Origin of the sequence: Algibacter luteus, assembly GCF_900141715.1 — a bacterium.
Taxonomy (GTDB): domain Bacteria; phylum Bacteroidota; class Bacteroidia; order Flavobacteriales; family Flavobacteriaceae; genus Arenitalea; species Arenitalea lutea.
In genome coordinates, this window is sequence record NZ_FQYK01000001.1 from 190,279 (window position 1) to 206,095 (window position 15,817).

Genomic DNA, 15,817 nt, shown 5'->3' on the forward strand with positions numbered 1-15,817 from the left:
TCGTCATAAATTTTTAAACTTTATTTAATATTCTTTATAAAATACGTTATCAGTAATTGGGCCAATGACTTCATTTTTATAAGTCATACTTTCACCTTCACCAATATAAATACTTTTTAATTCTTTTTTTTGATTTAAGGTAATAACTGCAAAAGTTCCTTTAAAAAAGGCATCTATTTCTTCATTCTGAAATGATTCATTTTTAGATTGCGTAATAATATATTGAATTAATGTTTCAAAAGATGTTTTACTCACAATTTTTAAGCCTTTATACCGTCCGTCTTGTTCAATTTTAGTAACGGATTGAATGGATGGTGTTTCCTTTTCATTATAAGGTTCAAAAACCACCACAAATGGATTTTCCCATGCCTCGCCTTCCTTTCTAATGACTAAGGCTGGTGTTGGCATAGCGTCATAAGGTTCAGGAGACTCGAAAGTAGTTGGCGCTTTTACTTTGGTGTAGGTTCTGTTTTCAAAACCCGGAATATGCAATTGCATAAAAATATCGCCTTGTTTTAATTTTTTTGTATGAAATGTAGCTTTTACATCACTTGTAAACGATTTTGATGTTTTTACATCTTTGAAAAAATGCCATCCTGGATGCCTATAAACTTTGTTACGTTGCCAAGGCGAATCTGCATTCGTCATGTATCTTTTAGGTGTTTTTTGAAAATCTAAATCCTTGTTTTCAAAAACTAATTTATCTCCTATGTTGTGATATAAATAATCATGATATTCATTCGGTAGTCTGGATTTTGAACGAAACACATCCACATAATACCCTGTTGTTGGTGAAGTTCTAATTAAAGCCAAGGTGCGTTCTTGAGTTGCTTCGGCCTTATCCCCTTTATCATCTTCAAAACTTGTTAAACTAAAAGAATGATTGGGAGACACCCCTGTTTTACCAACTTCGGGTTCCATAGAAATAAGTTCAATTTTATTCATCCCTAAATTAACCCATCCGCCTTCACCTTGCGAACTCCCATTTACGATAACTGTATTATGAGCAGCAAAAATTCTGGAATAGTTTTCATGAAGGTCTACACCATAGCGATTTCGGCCGTTATCTACACCTAAGACCTGGCCTTCACCGTATAATTCAATATTCATGCCTTCCGCATGCCCATGTACCATGTGCGCACCACCAACAAAACACATTAAACCATCTTTGGGATTTTTAGTGCTACTTAAATTTCGCTGTAAAACAATACCTGCATGATACACTCTATCAGTCCGTGACAGGTCTACATTTGTAGATGCATTATCAAAACTACTATCGTACCAAAACAAAGCCTCGATACCTTCTCGTTTATATTTCCCTTTACTAATTGCCCTATTAATAAGTGGTGCAAATTTATTTTGAATTTCCGTTAACCCATCCATCTCAGCCAAGGCATATGCATCATCATAAGCTTCATAAGGCACATGAGCATGCCTATGTCCATCTCCCCAACGCACAATTTCATTGTTAGGATATACAAAATAATCTAGTCGCGGTAACGCATGTAACACATTTGGGTGCTTTTCCCCCAATTTTAAGGACGGATCGTATTTATTTAACACCAACATCAATCTTGCTAAAATAGATGTCGTATGGTTTAAATATTGAGATGTTTCTGGCCAGATATCACCTTCATTTTTATAATTTTTAACCATAACGTTTAAGGCATCTTGGTTTTCTGTACTTTCTGTTAAGAAATAGGATAACCATTTTTCTCGCTCCGCTTTATCATCCATTGCTAAGGCATTATACACCAAACTAGGTGCTTCTAAAACACAGTGGTTTGAGCCTGTTTGTCCATAATTTACCGATATGTTGGCGTAGGCTTTAAAAACATTTTGCGCTTCTTCAAAAGGAAAATCCACTTTTTTGTTTGTAATAATATCAAAAGCTTTCCCCTCTTTTATGAGATAAGGATGGATAAAATCATAAATCAAGGGCAGTCTGTATCCTATAACACGAACTTCTCGAAAGCCATCATACGGAAATAACCAACCACCTCTACTGCGCCAAGTGGATACTTCAGATTGCTGTACTGATTTTAAAAATGAATACAAAATACTACTTGCCATGTAAGCATATTTCTCATCTTGTGTTATGTAGTACATCGTACCACAATCTAAAGCCACTTGTAAATATTTAATTAAAAGTTCGGCAGGTTTCCAATCCTCATCTGTGGCATTATCCAAATTTTCTTGAACACCATTCCTTACATGTGTTGTTTTTAAAAATGGAGGAAAATGGTTTTGTTGTTTTTCAGACCAATTGAATGGCAGTTGTTTTATATATAATTGTGGGTTATCGTAAAACTTGTTAACCTCAACATCGGTTTTTAATTTCAATTTTAAATAGATGTCGTTAGCCCAGTTTTGAGTATTTATTTTCTCAAGAATTTGACCACACTCTTCTGAAGTAACTAAAATAAATGGACGTTTTTTGATTTGACTACTCACGCTATTAGTAATCAAAATCAAAAAAACAAGCTTTAATAATTTAAAATTCATATTATGTTTTGGTTGTGTTTAATCACTCAAACCATTCTGTATTGTATATATTTCGTAATCTTTCTAAATCATTTTTAAATTTAGGATCGTTAGTGAAATGCGTCGTCTCAAAAGGGTCTTGCTTCAAGTTTAACAACTGTTCTTCAACGCCTTCTAAATCATAGCGCACATATTTTAAACCATTTTTATCAACAACCATTTTACCTATTTCACTTTCCACACCAAGTGTTTCACGCCATGCTACAGCTTGGCCTTCAAAAAGTGGTTTTAAACTTTTACCTCGATTATCAGAAACTCCCTCTATATTGGCATAATCGCACACTGTAGGAAGTAAGTCTATTCCATTTGAAATCAAATCCACCTCGTTGACTTTACCTGCTGGAATATGGCCTTTCCACATCGCCATAAAAGGAATATTTGCTGATTCTTCGTATAATGTTGACTTATGTTCCATACGATGACTTGCACTCATATCTCCATGATCGCTTGAGAAAATAACAAGTGTATTCTCTTCTTGTCCGCTGTTTTTTATAGCATCCAAAATCACTTGCACTTCTCTGTCCATCACCTCAGTTAAACGATGGTAAGCATACCTATGATGCCTCCAATCGTTATCTGTAAAATGTTCTCTCGCGTTTTTACGAAACGGTCTGGCATTTATTAGGCTCTTGACTGCTACAGGTTCATCAATTTGAGGTTCGAAATTTTTTGGAAGCGGTGGACAATAATTCGCATAAAAATCTTCTTCAGTAATACCTTCAGGAATTTTCATAGCTTCATCTAAGGTCGCCAATTCAACCTTAGCTCGTTTTAATAGTATAGCGTCATTTTCACTAGTGGCTTTTTCGCGCAATGCCATATAGCAAATATCATGCGGATTTATCAATGAAACTACCATAAAGTATGGGTTTTCATGTTTTTCTTTAATAATATCTGCCGCCTTATTTACCAACTCACCTCTTTCATCATCGCTAAATTTATTAAAGCCAAGTGCTTTAGGTGTGAGTGACTCTGGCAAATGTTCTTTTCCACCAAAGTATAATTCATAATTCGCTTTTTTAAGATATGAAGCAATGGTAGTGTTTGCGACTTCTTGAGAAACCTGAGGAATTTTCATAGACGCTCTGTTTTCTCGAATTTCATTCCCCTTATCATCTTTAAAATAACTTGGAAACCTACCAGTCATTAAACTAACTCTTGCCGGCGAGCAAACTGGATTGGTAGTATAAGCTCTTGTAAAACGGATACCATTCTTAGCAATATAATCTAGTGCGGGTGTTTTTAAATAGGTGTTACCAGCGCAACTCATCATATTAGCGCTCATTTGGTCAACATAAACATATATAATGTTAGGTTGGGGTTTTTTTTGATCTACTTTTTTTGCTTTATTCTGACAACTAGTTATTCCTATAAAAAGGAAAAAAAACACAGAAAGTAATTTGTAATTTGGATTCGTGAAAATTTTCATGACTTTAACTATTATTTTAAAAAATCTTTACCCCATTTTGCTCTTAGTTCTTTTGCCAATTGGTTAACGGTTTCTAGATACTCAGGTTTTTCAGCTAAATTATCAAGTTCTAAAGGGTCTGTTTTGTGGTCGAACAACATACGTGCATAAGCCACTCCATCATCTTTTGTCCACTCGGTATAAAATAAATCACCTTTTATTAAAGTCACAGCATCTTTAAATTTACTAACCGCCCAATCTTTTTCCGGTGTTTCTCCATTTAATAGCGGAACAAAACTTTGGCCGTCAAGTGATTTTGGTGCTTCTACACCTATAAGTTCTGCTAAACTTGGGTAAATATCGATATACTCTGTTATAGCATCTGTTTTCTGACCATTCGTTTTACCAGGTACTTTTATTACTAATGGTGTTCTTAAAGCCGTTTCGAAAGTGGAGTGTTTACACCATAATTGATGGTCGCCCAAATTCCAACCGTGGTCGCCCCATAAAACAACTATGGTATCGTCTTCTAGCTCTAATCGTTTTAATTCATCTAAAACCAAACCAATTTGTGCATCTACATAACTTACACAAGCGTAATAACCGTGTATCAATTCTTTAGCTAAATCATCAGGAATATCGCCTTTCTTAGGAATATTACCATAATTTCTTAACTCACCAAAATTATGAAATGCTTGTTTCGGTGTGCTTTCTGGCTGAAGATAACTATCGGGAAATTCAATTTTAGATCTATCATACAAATCCCAATATTTTTTTGGAGCATTGAATGGTAAATGCGGTTTCATAAATCCAATAGCTAAAAAGAAAGGTGTGTTTTTGTTTTTTAGCTTTTGTAAATCTGCTATTCCCTTTTGCGCTATTTTACCATCAAAGTATGCAGTATCATTAACTTCAGCCATTTCAAAAGCAGTAGCACCAGCGACAGCCAAATTAGCATTACCATTCTCTTTTATATTTTTTTCTAATTGATAATTTCGAATATTCCCTTCTGGAAACCAGATAGAATTCCAAGAAGAAACATCATCCTCAACATTATGATAAATTTTACCATCAGCAATTGTGGTATAACCGTTTTGTTTTAAAAGTCTTGGTAAAGAAATCGCATCAGGAACATCCACATCGGCTCTGGTACTATAATCTATAAAACGATGTCTTGTGGGACGTAGCCCCGTTAATAGACTTGCTCTTGAAGCCCCGCATACCGGAATGTTGCAATACGCTCGATTAAAAACTAAACTCTCTTCAGCCAATTTATCGAGATTGGGTGATTGAATATGATTAGCACCATAAAAGTTGAGTTCAGGACGCAAATCGTCAACTGCAATAAACAATATGTTCATTGGTTTTTGTTCTAGTGAGTCTGTAGTTTTATCTTTTTCATTTTTACATGACATAAAAAGCAAGGACAAACCAATTATATATTTGAAAAATTTATTCATTTTAATAAGTTTTTACCAATGTTCAATCACGATATAATCGTCTTTTTTTAGGGTGTTTTTTATGGAATCTGGAATTTTTCGTCTAGGCGTATCTTGGTCTAGTTTAAATCCTTTATTTCCTTTAGGAGTTATGATTGGCATATTACCTGTGGCTTCATCTAAAATATCTCCTTGAGATTTCATCCAACTGAACATGTCTTTTATTAATTTTTGCTTTATTGGCAACAATTCTGGATTATTAGCCAAATTGTTTTGTTCAAATGGGTCATTCTGTAAATCGTACAATTCCTCAAATGGCTCATTTTTATGTGCATTCGCCCCTCTTTTGATGAAGTAATCTACATTGGGCTTTCCAGTTAAATTTTGCTCAACGACTTCCAATGCATTAAAGTTTCGGATGTACTTATATCGTTTATCTCGAATCATTCTTGATGGAAAAACTTCAGAGTTTAAAATGTTCTGATTTGTTCTAACACCATACACATATTTGTTTATTTCAACATCTTCGCCTTGTAACAGAGGTAAAAAACTATTCCCATCTATATCTTCAGTTGCCTTACCTCCTGCAATATTCATGAATGTTGGCAAAACATCTGTATAATGAATGAGTTGATTTGAAGTTGTTCCAGGCTTTATAACTTTTGGCCAACGTACTACAAACGGAACTTTTAAACCAATATCTTTAACCGTGAATTTACCTGACACCCCATGATCTGCACTATAGATAAATAGAGTGTTTTCATCTAAATACGTATCAACTAATTCTAACACTTTATCTATTTGCGTATTATCTTCTTCGATGCTTCTGTAATAACCAGCTTTAGATTTTACATAAGCTTCATTATTTTTTTTATCTTCATTAAATGGATAAAACTTTATATCATCAGTATTTGGGTTTTGAACATCAAAATATTTACCATGAGGATATTTTGACGTAATAAACATACAAAATGGCTTTTTGGTCGCTTTGAAATAACCTTCTATACTATCTAAAGGAATATACTCTCGAGGCACATCTTTTTTTGGGACTGGTTCCCATTCTCTATCCCATTGGTACACACTTGCAGGCTTCACATGACTTTTCCCTGCCAAAACTACTTCATATCCCAAATTTTTCATTTGAGTCGTCACACTTTTTATATTTGGTTTTGTAGCTGTATGATTTGCAAAACAGCCGTTTTTCAAAGGATATTTGCCAGTAAAAAGTTGAGACCTACTTGGGGCACAAATGGCTTGTGCTGTAAAAGCATTGTTAAAAAGCATACCTTCTTTTGCTAGACGATCTACTGCAGCTGTATTGACTTTTTCATTACCGTAGCAACCATAATCATATACATCCTGATCGTCTGATAAATAAAAAATTAGATTGGGTTTTGCGTTATTAACAGGATGCTGTTTAGCCGTGTCTTTGTGATTTTCTTTTTTCTGAGAACATCCTAAAAAACCTAATAAGAATAACCCTAAAAGTAATTTAGTCTTAAACATGCTTTTCATTCTATTTTATTTAGTTAAAAAATCTTTACCCCATTTTTGTCTTAATTCCTTAGAAAGTTCTATGACTTTATCTTGATACTGCGGTTTTTCTGAAAGATTATCTAATTCTAAAGGATCAGTTTTGTGATCAAACAACATGCGAGCATAAGCTACACCATCATCTTTAACCCATTCGGTATAAAACAAGTCGCCTTTGATTAAAGTTACTGCATCTTTAAATTTACTTACTGCCCAGTTTTTTTCTACTGATTTCCTATTTATAATCGGTACAAAACTTTTTCCATCTACAGTATCAGGAATTTCAATACTAGTAAGTTCAGCTAAACTTGGATAAACATCAATAAACTCTGTAATAGCATTTGTTTTTAATCCTTTCGTTTTACCTGGTACTTTTATGATTAACGGTGTTCTTAAAGCCGTTTCAAAAGTAACATGCTTACTCCATAACTTATGGTCTCCTAAATTCCAACCGTGGTCTCCCCATAAAATTACAATGGTATCATCTTCTAAATCCAATCGTTTTAATTCATCTAAAACTAAACCTATTTGCGCATCAATATAACTCACACAGGCATAATATCCATGAATCAATTCTTTAGCTAAGGCATTTGGCAAATCTCCTTTTTTAGGAATGTTTTCATATTGACGTAATTCTCCAAAATTATGAAACGCATATCTTGGTGTACTTTCAGGCTGAATATAGCTTTCTGGGAGTTCTATTTTATCTCTATCATATAAATCCCAGTATTTCTGAGGTGCTGTAAAGGGCAAGTGTGGTTTTGACAAGCCCATAGTAAGAAAAAAAGGCTGATTCGCTTCCTTTAGTTTGTTCAAATCTTGAATTACTTTTAATGCGGTTTTTCCATCTCTGTACACGGAATCATGAACCTTGGCAGCTTCGAAAGGTAAACCTCTGTGGGTGTTTTTTCTAATTTCTTGACTTTCAGCTAATGCATAATCCCATAAACTCTTTGGATGCCAAATCTCATCCCAAGCCTCAGCGTCATCATTCTGATAATGATAAATTTTTCCATTTGAAATGGTTTTGTAGCCGTTTTGCTTGAGCAACATGGGAAGCGATATGGCCTCTGGATAATCTTCGTCCTTTTTAATATGTGCATTAATAAAACGTTTTCGTGTTGGTCTTGCTCCAGTTAATAAACTCGCTCTCGAAGCGCCACAAACTGGAATATTACAATAGGCTCTTTCAAATATTAAACTCTCACCTGCTAATTTATCGAGGCTAGGAGAATTAATGTGATTAGCACCATAGAAATTAAGTTCTGGTCTTAAATCATCAACTACAATAAATAAGATGTTTGGCTTCTTTTCTGCTGCTGTTTCTAACGTATTAGTTGGTTTTGAACCACAAGAACAAAACAAGGCCAAATTCAGGAAAATAAAAATTTTTTGAGTTATCAATTTCATGTAAATATTGTTATTAAATTTTATCGCTACTAATCTGCACCAATAACTTTTATTGGTTATTCAGTAAGACTATTGGTGCGTATTTTTTGCTCCACAAAATAGGGTTGAAAAGTATAATTTGACTCTGTATCCCACTTCGCGTTACTTTTTGGCAACAAGGTTTTTAACTCTTCGATTTTATTTTTGAATTTTGGATTATTTGCTTCATTTGCCCATTCATTAGGGTCGGTGCTGTGATCATAAAATTCTTCTTTACCATCTTCATACTGTATATATCTATAACCATTAACTTTTACGGCATGATTATTCATTCCAAATGTTGATATGGCTCTTGCGGCTTCCAATCCTTCATCATTTTTCATCATGGCAACTAAACTTTTCCCTTCATTCCTCTCATAGGCGGGCAATCCGCTTAATTCTAAAAGCGTTGGATATATAGATAACATCTCTACAGGAGCATTAATTTTCTTTCCTTTAGGTAAATTAGGTCCAGCAAACATTAACGGTGCTTTGGTTGCTGTTTCCCAAAGTGCGTGTTTTGCAAAAGTTCCTTTTTCCCCTAAGCGATAGCCATGATCTGACCATAAAACCACAACTGTATTATCAGCATATTGACTTTCTTCCAAGGCATCTAAAACACGTCCTAATTCATAATCTACGTAACTCATACAAGCCAGATAAGCTTGAACTATTTTTTTCCATTCACCACTTTCTTTTGCCCATTCTGTTGATGGCATCATAGGCAAATCATTAATCTGCAACCCTACTGGTGGAATATCGTTCAAATCATCGGCTAAATATGGTGGTGTTTTAATGCTTTCCAAAGGATGCATATCAAACCATTTTTGCGGTACATAAAGCGGTACATGCACGCTCAAAAATCCTAGTCCCATAAAGAATGGCTTGTCATATTCTCTATTTAAACGTTCCACAACCCAATTGACAGATTGGTGGTCTGGCATTAAGGTATCGTTATCAGGAAATGCGCCCCAATCTGTACTCGTTCTCCCATGAGTTCCTCTAATACCCTTTCCAAAACCATCCCAAACAAAACGCTTTTCAGGATAAGGACCAAAACCTTTCACACGCCCCCCAGATTCATTAAAAACACTATCTGGTGCGTGAATATGAAACAGTTTACCAATACCCATGGTATGATAGCCGTTATTCTCAAAATATTCTGGTAAAAATGTAATGTCTTTTGTAGCTGGGTTACCTTCTCTTCGAATTTTATTATCAGGAGTCATTCCGTAAATCCCTGTCGTAGAAGGCCTCAGTCCTGACATTACTGACGCTCTTGATGGTCCACACAGAGGCGCTTGCACGTGCGCGTTTGAAAAAGTAACTCCCATTTGTGCTAATCTATCAAAATTGGGCGTTTTGGCATTTGAAAATCCATCAATAGGTGTAATCCAATTGTTTAAATCATCAACCGCAATAAATAAAACATTCGGTTTTAAAATTTCATTCTTTTCTACATTCTTTTTTTCATTATTACACGAAAAAACGAATGTTAAAACCACCAATAATATCAAGTATGTTTTATTCATAGTACATGCTTTTTATTCTGCTCTAAAACAAGCGATTTTTTGTTGTAGTTGTTCCACTATTTCCGGCTTATTTTCGGATATATCATTCTTTTCAAAAGGGTCTTCATCAATATTAAATAATTGAATTTTTTCATTTGGCTTTCTAACAGGGTCTGGAACAATTAATTTATATGGTGGAGCAATGGCAATATTGTAAAACATGCTGGACTCTACGGTATCAAAATCATGTGCGTAGATTTCTCCAAAAATTGCATCACGACTTTTTAGTTGTTCTTCGTTCAAAACACTTACACCTGGTAAGTTTTTGGGTTTATCAATATCTAATATATCAAGAACTGTTGGCACCATATCAATGCTACTTACCACAGTTGTAGTATCCATATTAGGTTTTATTTTACCAGCCCATTTATACATGATTGGTGTACGCATGCCTAAATCATAAGGCGATCGTTTTGATATTTTATCGTAACTAGAGTCGTTTAAGTTTTGCACCCAACCATTATCACAGACATAAACAAATAAGGTGTTTTCAGTTTGACCTCTTTCTTCAATAATATCAAATAATTCGCCACAGGTTTCATCAAACCATTCACACATGGCCCAATATTTGGCAACATGTTCAGTCGGCGCTTTCGGAAGATACTTATCTAATAAACGTTGAGGAGGGTTATGAGGTGCATGTGGTAAAAAAGGTGCATACCACAGGAAAAATGGTTTTTCTTCTTTTATTGCTAAATCTACATAGCTTGTTAATGTATCCATGCCTTTTCGTCCAATTTCTAAACCATAATCACCATGACGTCCACCTCGTTTTGGGTCTCCATGCGTCATTCCGTAATCAAAACCGCCGTTTCTATGGTTTCCAATCCACCATTTACCTGTTTGAAACGATAAATAGCCCTTATCTTTTAATAAATCTGGCAACGTATTTAAACCTTTAAAATTCTCAATAACGGGTTGATAATTTTTAGAACGCCACTCCTTTCTATTGGCTCTTGTGTTACCGGGAAGCACTCTATCATTTCCTAAAACTTTATGGTCTTTGGGGTACAGTCCTGTAATGATGGTTGCTAATGAAGGCGAGCATAAGGAAGTTGGCACATATCCTCTAGTAAAGGTTAAACTTTCAGAAGCAAATTTATCTAACCTTGGTGTTTCAATGTTTTTATCTCCCATAAAACCATAATCGGTCCATGATTGATCGTCTGATAAGATGAAAACGATATTTGGTTGTTGTTGTACCGTCTTATCATCTACTTTTTTAGCCTCGTCTGTTTTCGATTTGTTTCCACAAGAATAACAAATGCTTACAAGCAATATTAAATAACTTATTTTATTTAATTTCTTCATTGTTCTCAATTTATTTGATTTATCGTTTATAATTAAATGTTATTCTTCATGTTTTAGCACCTGTGCTTCATTTTTATTACGCATCACAGCACCATTATCTCCTAAGAGATACATCTTTCTGAAGTCTGAACCTTTTACTTTTTCTCCAACAATCATTCTAGCATCAGGATGTGGATTATCAATTAGAGAAGAAATTACAAAACCGGAATTCTTTCTACTTAAAAAAACCTTGCTCTTTTTAAACGATTTGCCTCCATCGAAACTATCCCACCTACTTATTTCTCCAATATTTTCTTGGGTTTGACTTTCTAAATATAAACTTACTTCTTTGGATGATGTTACATCCAAATCAGCATCACCTTTAGGCAGATTAGAAGTATCGCCTTTTAACCATTCTTGTCCATCCCATCTGAAATATTGCAAGCATTTGGGGCCACTTCTGTTTGCTCCTACGTCTGGACCAACCATTACACCTACATGTGGAATTCCTTTTGGGTCTACATCGGTAATCCCTTGAAACGTCCAATCTTCGGCTATTATGCTAACCAATGCTTTTTCATCAGCCATTTCCTTGGTTAAAGGCATTTCTAAAGATTCATTTTTAACATTTTTCCATTGTCCTGTCTTAGTATCAAAAACCATATAATATAGGTTGTGTCTTTCTGGAATATGACCACGTAGGTCTTGAGCATTTTTATTATCTCTACAAATATGGTAGTCGAATGCTACAATAATATCGTCTCCATTACCTCTACTCACCCAAGGGTACCAAGAATCTTCGGCTTCAATATCTGTTCTACGCTTATGCTTTAAAAAGGAAACAGGTTCACCAAAAGCAACACCATTATCGGTTGATTTTTGGTATACCCAATTGCTTCTATGCGCACCATGGCGATAAAACAGATAGATATCGCCATTATCCATTTTTATAAACTGACTATAGGTTCCAAATAATGAAATATTATCTAATGTTTCCCACTCAGAAATATCTAAAGGTTTTTTAGAAACTGCATGTAAATTTTTTCCATAATGATGATTTCCTAACGAATTTTTACCATCTTCGGGTGTCCCGCCATGACCACCAAAAGCAATATGAATATAGCCGTCATCATCTATAAGAATAGCTGGTTTACCATGATTATCTATTTTCTTTTTACGGTTTGGGTCTTTTCCCATTTCACTAACGCCAACTTTAAATGGGCCTTTCCACTCTTTGGTAGTATGATTGTATGATGCTACATAAGGATCTTCCAACTCGCCTTGGTAAGCAACATAAGTAATGCCTTTGTGATAAACACCTGATGGATGTTGCACAATGGCCACAGCATTGCCAAAACCATTGTTGGCAAAGTAATCTACCATTTCATTTTCTTCTGTAGTTACTTTGACATTTTTGGTTTTTGATGCACATCCCAAAAAGCAAAAGCATATCAATAGTATTCCGAAAAAGAGTTTATTCATTATTATTATCAAGCTTTACTTTTTTATAAAATTGAATCTTTACATTACCTAATATTCCTGATGTTAATAATTCATCCTGTTTTATCTAATCTTTCCATGATGAAATCGTAGTTCTATCGCTTTGGTGTTCTAAAATCTTACCAACCAATTGGGTAAACTTTTTATTCTAATAAAATTCTAAAGTTTTACCATTGTTTTCAGCATTTACCAGATTAAGGAGAAACGTAAAAGTCTTCTTTTTTTTTCGCACTGCCTTGCTCATCCAATACATTATATCTAAAGCTTCGAATTTAGTTTGGTTTTGTGGTAAAACTATCCTTAACTGTCCTGTAGTATTTAATAAAATTTGAGTAAGTTGACGATTTCTGTATAACGTCTTAAACTAATCTAGCATATTAACACCCTAATGAAAAAGGTTTATGATTCATATTTGTTTGCATTAAAATTTCATCAATAAGTAACTAGTTGAGTTATGGCATTACCTCAAGATTATCAAACAAATTACCATCATAAGAGCTTCCTAACATAACATAACCAGACTTTTTATCATGACTAACTTTTGTTATAGAATGTCCATCAACGAAAGCTTCTATTTCCTTGTCCATAAATGTCAATTCCAATTTATGCCAAATGTTAGCATCAAAATTTTCGACACTCCCTTGTGCAAGCGTTTGTTTATCAAAAACTAGCGTCCAATTCCCGTTTTTTTCAAGCATTAATCTATAACCTTTTAAATAACTTCCTTGAACACGACCACCCAGTTCCACGTTACCACCTTCTATAAAAACATCTACACTACAAGTAAAATTCGTCCATGTTACATCTCCAACCAATGTGTTAGGTTTTATGTTTGAACGGCGATATACGCGCATCCAATCATAACCTTGCTCTGGGTTTATTTGCTTCAAACAATTGGTTCCATCTACTTTTCGTACAATTTCAAAACTACCTGTTTGGTCTGAATGGTATTTTGGCAAGTCACCAACTTTACGATCCTCATAATCTTCTTTATATGGGAATGGGAATGGTGTTTCTTCTGGTATACTGTATTGTCCTTTTTGTTGACCTGTTGTAGTTGTTAACGAATAAATACACTTAGGATCTAGTTTAATTGTGAATGACCCGTTCTTTGGCTCTATACTTTCAAGCTGTACAAACTGCTCTTTCTCGCTAGATTTCCAGACATTAACAAGGGTATTCGACAAGCCTTTTTCAATAGCTACCTCAATAGTTTCATGTTCCTCGGTACAGATAATCATACTCCAGTCTGAACTATTTTTATTTTTCATTGTAACACAGCTGCCTTTATATGTTGACGCATCAAACAATCCACAGGCATTATCTAAATATTGCCAATCATTAGCTTCGGCAAATTGTGTGGTATGTGCAGTAGCCCAAATAGTTGGCCACACTTCATAATAGCCACTCCAAGGGCTATTCGCTTTCATAGCTCCTGCTTTATCCCAGGTTACCGATTTATAAATGGAACCAATAGGCGCCCAAATTAGTGTTTTGGTAATTTTATCTCTAATATAAAACTTGTTGTAAATACGCGCTAAATTCAGAGCCCCAGCTCCACCCCAGTCCTTACCCGTCCAGCTCCAATCTTCACTAGCCCACAATGGTCTACCTGATGCTTTAGCCTTGGCGGTTGTTGGGCGTCCACGACCATCTACCATATCTTCGGTAAATTCTCTACCTGTGACGTAATGATATCCCACGGCCTCAATCACTTTATCAAATTCGGGGTCCTTCTCCAGTTCTTCAAATATTTGCCAGTCACCACTATTATCATCAGGCCCTTGAATCTTAACGTTCTTATAGCCCCTTGCATCTAACATAGGACGTACTTCATTCACCAACCAATCACGATCGGTATAGTTTTCGTTCTCTGCTGCTGCTACCCAATCAATGTCTAAACCCCAATCTCTTTTCGCTACATCAAGGAAAGTCACAAAATACTCCGCAGACTCTTTAGAATAAATATTAGGTTTTAAATACCCCGGAAAACTCCAAGGTAGATATTCTAAAATCATGTTAGGGTTTCTGTCTTTAGCAGCTCTCATAAACCAAAACTCATAGCCTCTTGAAACAGGGTTTTTTAACTCTTCACGCGTAATGGCATGCGAGGGTTCAGAACCACAAGTAGAGTTTTCGCCACCACCCATTTCAACTTTTAAATGCTGAAATCCTGCACCAAATTTAGGCTTAAAAAGAATGTCGAGAATATGGTCGCGGTATGGGTCTTTATAATCGTACAACAAATCGGTTGAAGCACCTGCACTTACGCCACCAATTCCTTCAAAAGTGCGCCCTTCATCTTTTGGATTTAAATTGATTTTCACAACGCCATCCTTTTGCTCAAAAACAGGTGGTTCAAAAGCTTTTTCAGGATTTACAATGTCTCCCATTTCAAACCAAGCAGGTTCACTATGCCTAACGCCTCGATTATTACCCCATACGGTAACTCTCCAATATACTTTTTGTCCAGATTTTAAGGGTTCACCTAGATACTGATATGGTCCCGTTTCTGACTTGCTAGTTGGCCCCGTATCCCAAAGATCTGGGTACTTTAATTTCTCAATACTGGTAGCCATCATAACTCGAAAACCTCCCTGTTCTTGGCTAATATCGTTCCCAATAAAAGTCCAGCTAAAAGATGGTCTAGCCAAAGTTATTCCCGTTGGGTTACTTTGTGACTCACACTTTAAGTCTTTTACTTGAATGGCTTGAGCTGCAGAGCACAAACACCATAGATAAATTACTATTTGTTTCATGATGTTATTTTTGTTTTAGTTCATTCTTCAATGACCATTTAGAGTTGTTGGATTATCGAAATATTAATTTTTACAAGACCTAACTTAATATTGATAATTTATGAGTTGCGTCGCTTAGAAATAATTCAAGCTGCCTCTCTTTTTCTTCAAACAATACATCGCAAGGTTGATTCTCGGTAATTCCGCCTTTAATTTTAGATGTCCCATTTATGTATAATACGATGCCCGACATTTTTTTTATCAATGGTTTCAACAGAATGAAGTGTTCCTGTATTTACGATTTGAAAAGGTTTGTATATATGCAACATCTTTAATTTTTTGATTAACGTAATAATCTAAAACATT

Annotated in this window: 9 protein-coding genes; all 9 read right to left on the reverse strand. The window is 35.1% G+C overall.

Annotation, left to right across the window (positions count from 1 at the left end):
• Positions 1-24: 24 nt before the first annotated feature.
• The 9 genes from BUA46_RS00840 to BUA46_RS00880 all read right to left on the reverse strand — a co-directional run bounded on the left by BUA46_RS00840 (position 25) and on the right by BUA46_RS00880 (position 15,472).
• Complete coding sequence (locus BUA46_RS00840) at positions 25-2,454, reverse strand: endo-acting ulvan lysase-like protein (protein ID WP_162129530.1); 2,430 nt, start codon at positions 2,452-2,454, stop codon at positions 25-27.
• Between the two features lie 73 nt (positions 2,455-2,527).
• Positions 2,528-3,973 (reverse strand): sulfatase family protein, encoded by a 1,446-nt coding sequence (locus tag BUA46_RS00845; protein WP_019386989.1) that lies wholly within the window; start codon positions 3,971-3,973, stop codon positions 2,528-2,530.
• 11 nt (positions 3,974-3,984) lie between these two features.
• Positions 3,985-5,412: a sulfatase gene (locus BUA46_RS00850; RefSeq protein ID WP_143148040.1), complete on the reverse strand. Its 1,428-nt coding sequence runs from the start codon at positions 5,410-5,412 to the stop codon at positions 3,985-3,987.
• A gap of 12 nt (positions 5,413-5,424) precedes the next feature.
• A complete protein-coding gene (locus BUA46_RS00855) occupies positions 5,425-6,906 on the reverse strand; it encodes a sulfatase family protein (protein ID WP_019386987.1) in 1,482 nt (493 codons plus the stop codon).
• A gap of 6 nt (positions 6,907-6,912) precedes the next feature.
• Complete coding sequence (locus tag BUA46_RS00860) at positions 6,913-8,334, reverse strand: sulfatase (protein ID WP_019386986.1); 1,422 nt, start codon at positions 8,332-8,334, stop codon at positions 6,913-6,915.
• A 56-nt stretch (positions 8,335-8,390) separates the two neighbouring features.
• Positions 8,391-9,884, reverse strand: coding sequence for a sulfatase (locus BUA46_RS00865; protein ID WP_019386985.1), 1,494 nt, complete (start codon positions 9,882-9,884; stop codon positions 8,391-8,393).
• A 12-nt stretch (positions 9,885-9,896) separates the two neighbouring features.
• Positions 9,897-11,234, reverse strand: coding sequence for a sulfatase-like hydrolase/transferase (locus BUA46_RS00870; RefSeq protein WP_019386984.1), 1,338 nt, complete (start codon positions 11,232-11,234; stop codon positions 9,897-9,899).
• 39 nt (positions 11,235-11,273) lie between these two features.
• Positions 11,274-12,695: a BNR-4 repeat-containing protein gene (locus BUA46_RS00875; RefSeq protein WP_050981764.1), complete on the reverse strand. Its 1,422-nt coding sequence runs from the start codon at positions 12,693-12,695 to the stop codon at positions 11,274-11,276.
• Between the two features lie 470 nt (positions 12,696-13,165).
• Complete coding sequence (locus tag BUA46_RS00880; RefSeq protein ID WP_019386982.1) at positions 13,166-15,472, reverse strand: glycoside hydrolase family 78 protein; 2,307 nt, start codon at positions 15,470-15,472, stop codon at positions 13,166-13,168.
• Between the last annotated feature and the right edge of the window lie 345 nt (positions 15,473-15,817).

Coding starts and splice junctions, on each gene's coding strand:
- BUA46_RS00845 (WP_019386989.1), bottom strand. CDS start 3,973: ATGAAAATTTTCACGAATCCAAATTACAAATTACTTTCTGTGTTTTTT.
- BUA46_RS00850 (WP_143148040.1), bottom strand. CDS start 5,412: ATGAATAAATTTTTCAAATATATAATTGGTTTGTCCTTGCTTTTTATG.
- BUA46_RS00855 (WP_019386987.1), bottom strand. CDS start 6,906: ATGAAAAGCATGTTTAAGACTAAATTACTTTTAGGGTTATTCTTATTA.
- BUA46_RS00860 (WP_019386986.1), bottom strand. CDS start 8,334: ATGAAATTGATAACTCAAAAAATTTTTATTTTCCTGAATTTGGCCTTG.
- BUA46_RS00865 (WP_019386985.1), bottom strand. CDS start 9,884: ATGAATAAAACATACTTGATATTATTGGTGGTTTTAACATTCGTTTTT.
- BUA46_RS00870 (WP_019386984.1), bottom strand. CDS start 11,234: ATGAAGAAATTAAATAAAATAAGTTATTTAATATTGCTTGTAAGCATT.
- BUA46_RS00875 (WP_050981764.1), bottom strand. CDS start 12,695: ATGAATAAACTCTTTTTCGGAATACTATTGATATGCTTTTGCTTTTTG.
- BUA46_RS00880 (WP_019386982.1), bottom strand. CDS start 15,472: ATGAAACAAATAGTAATTTATCTATGGTGTTTGTGCTCTGCAGCTCAA.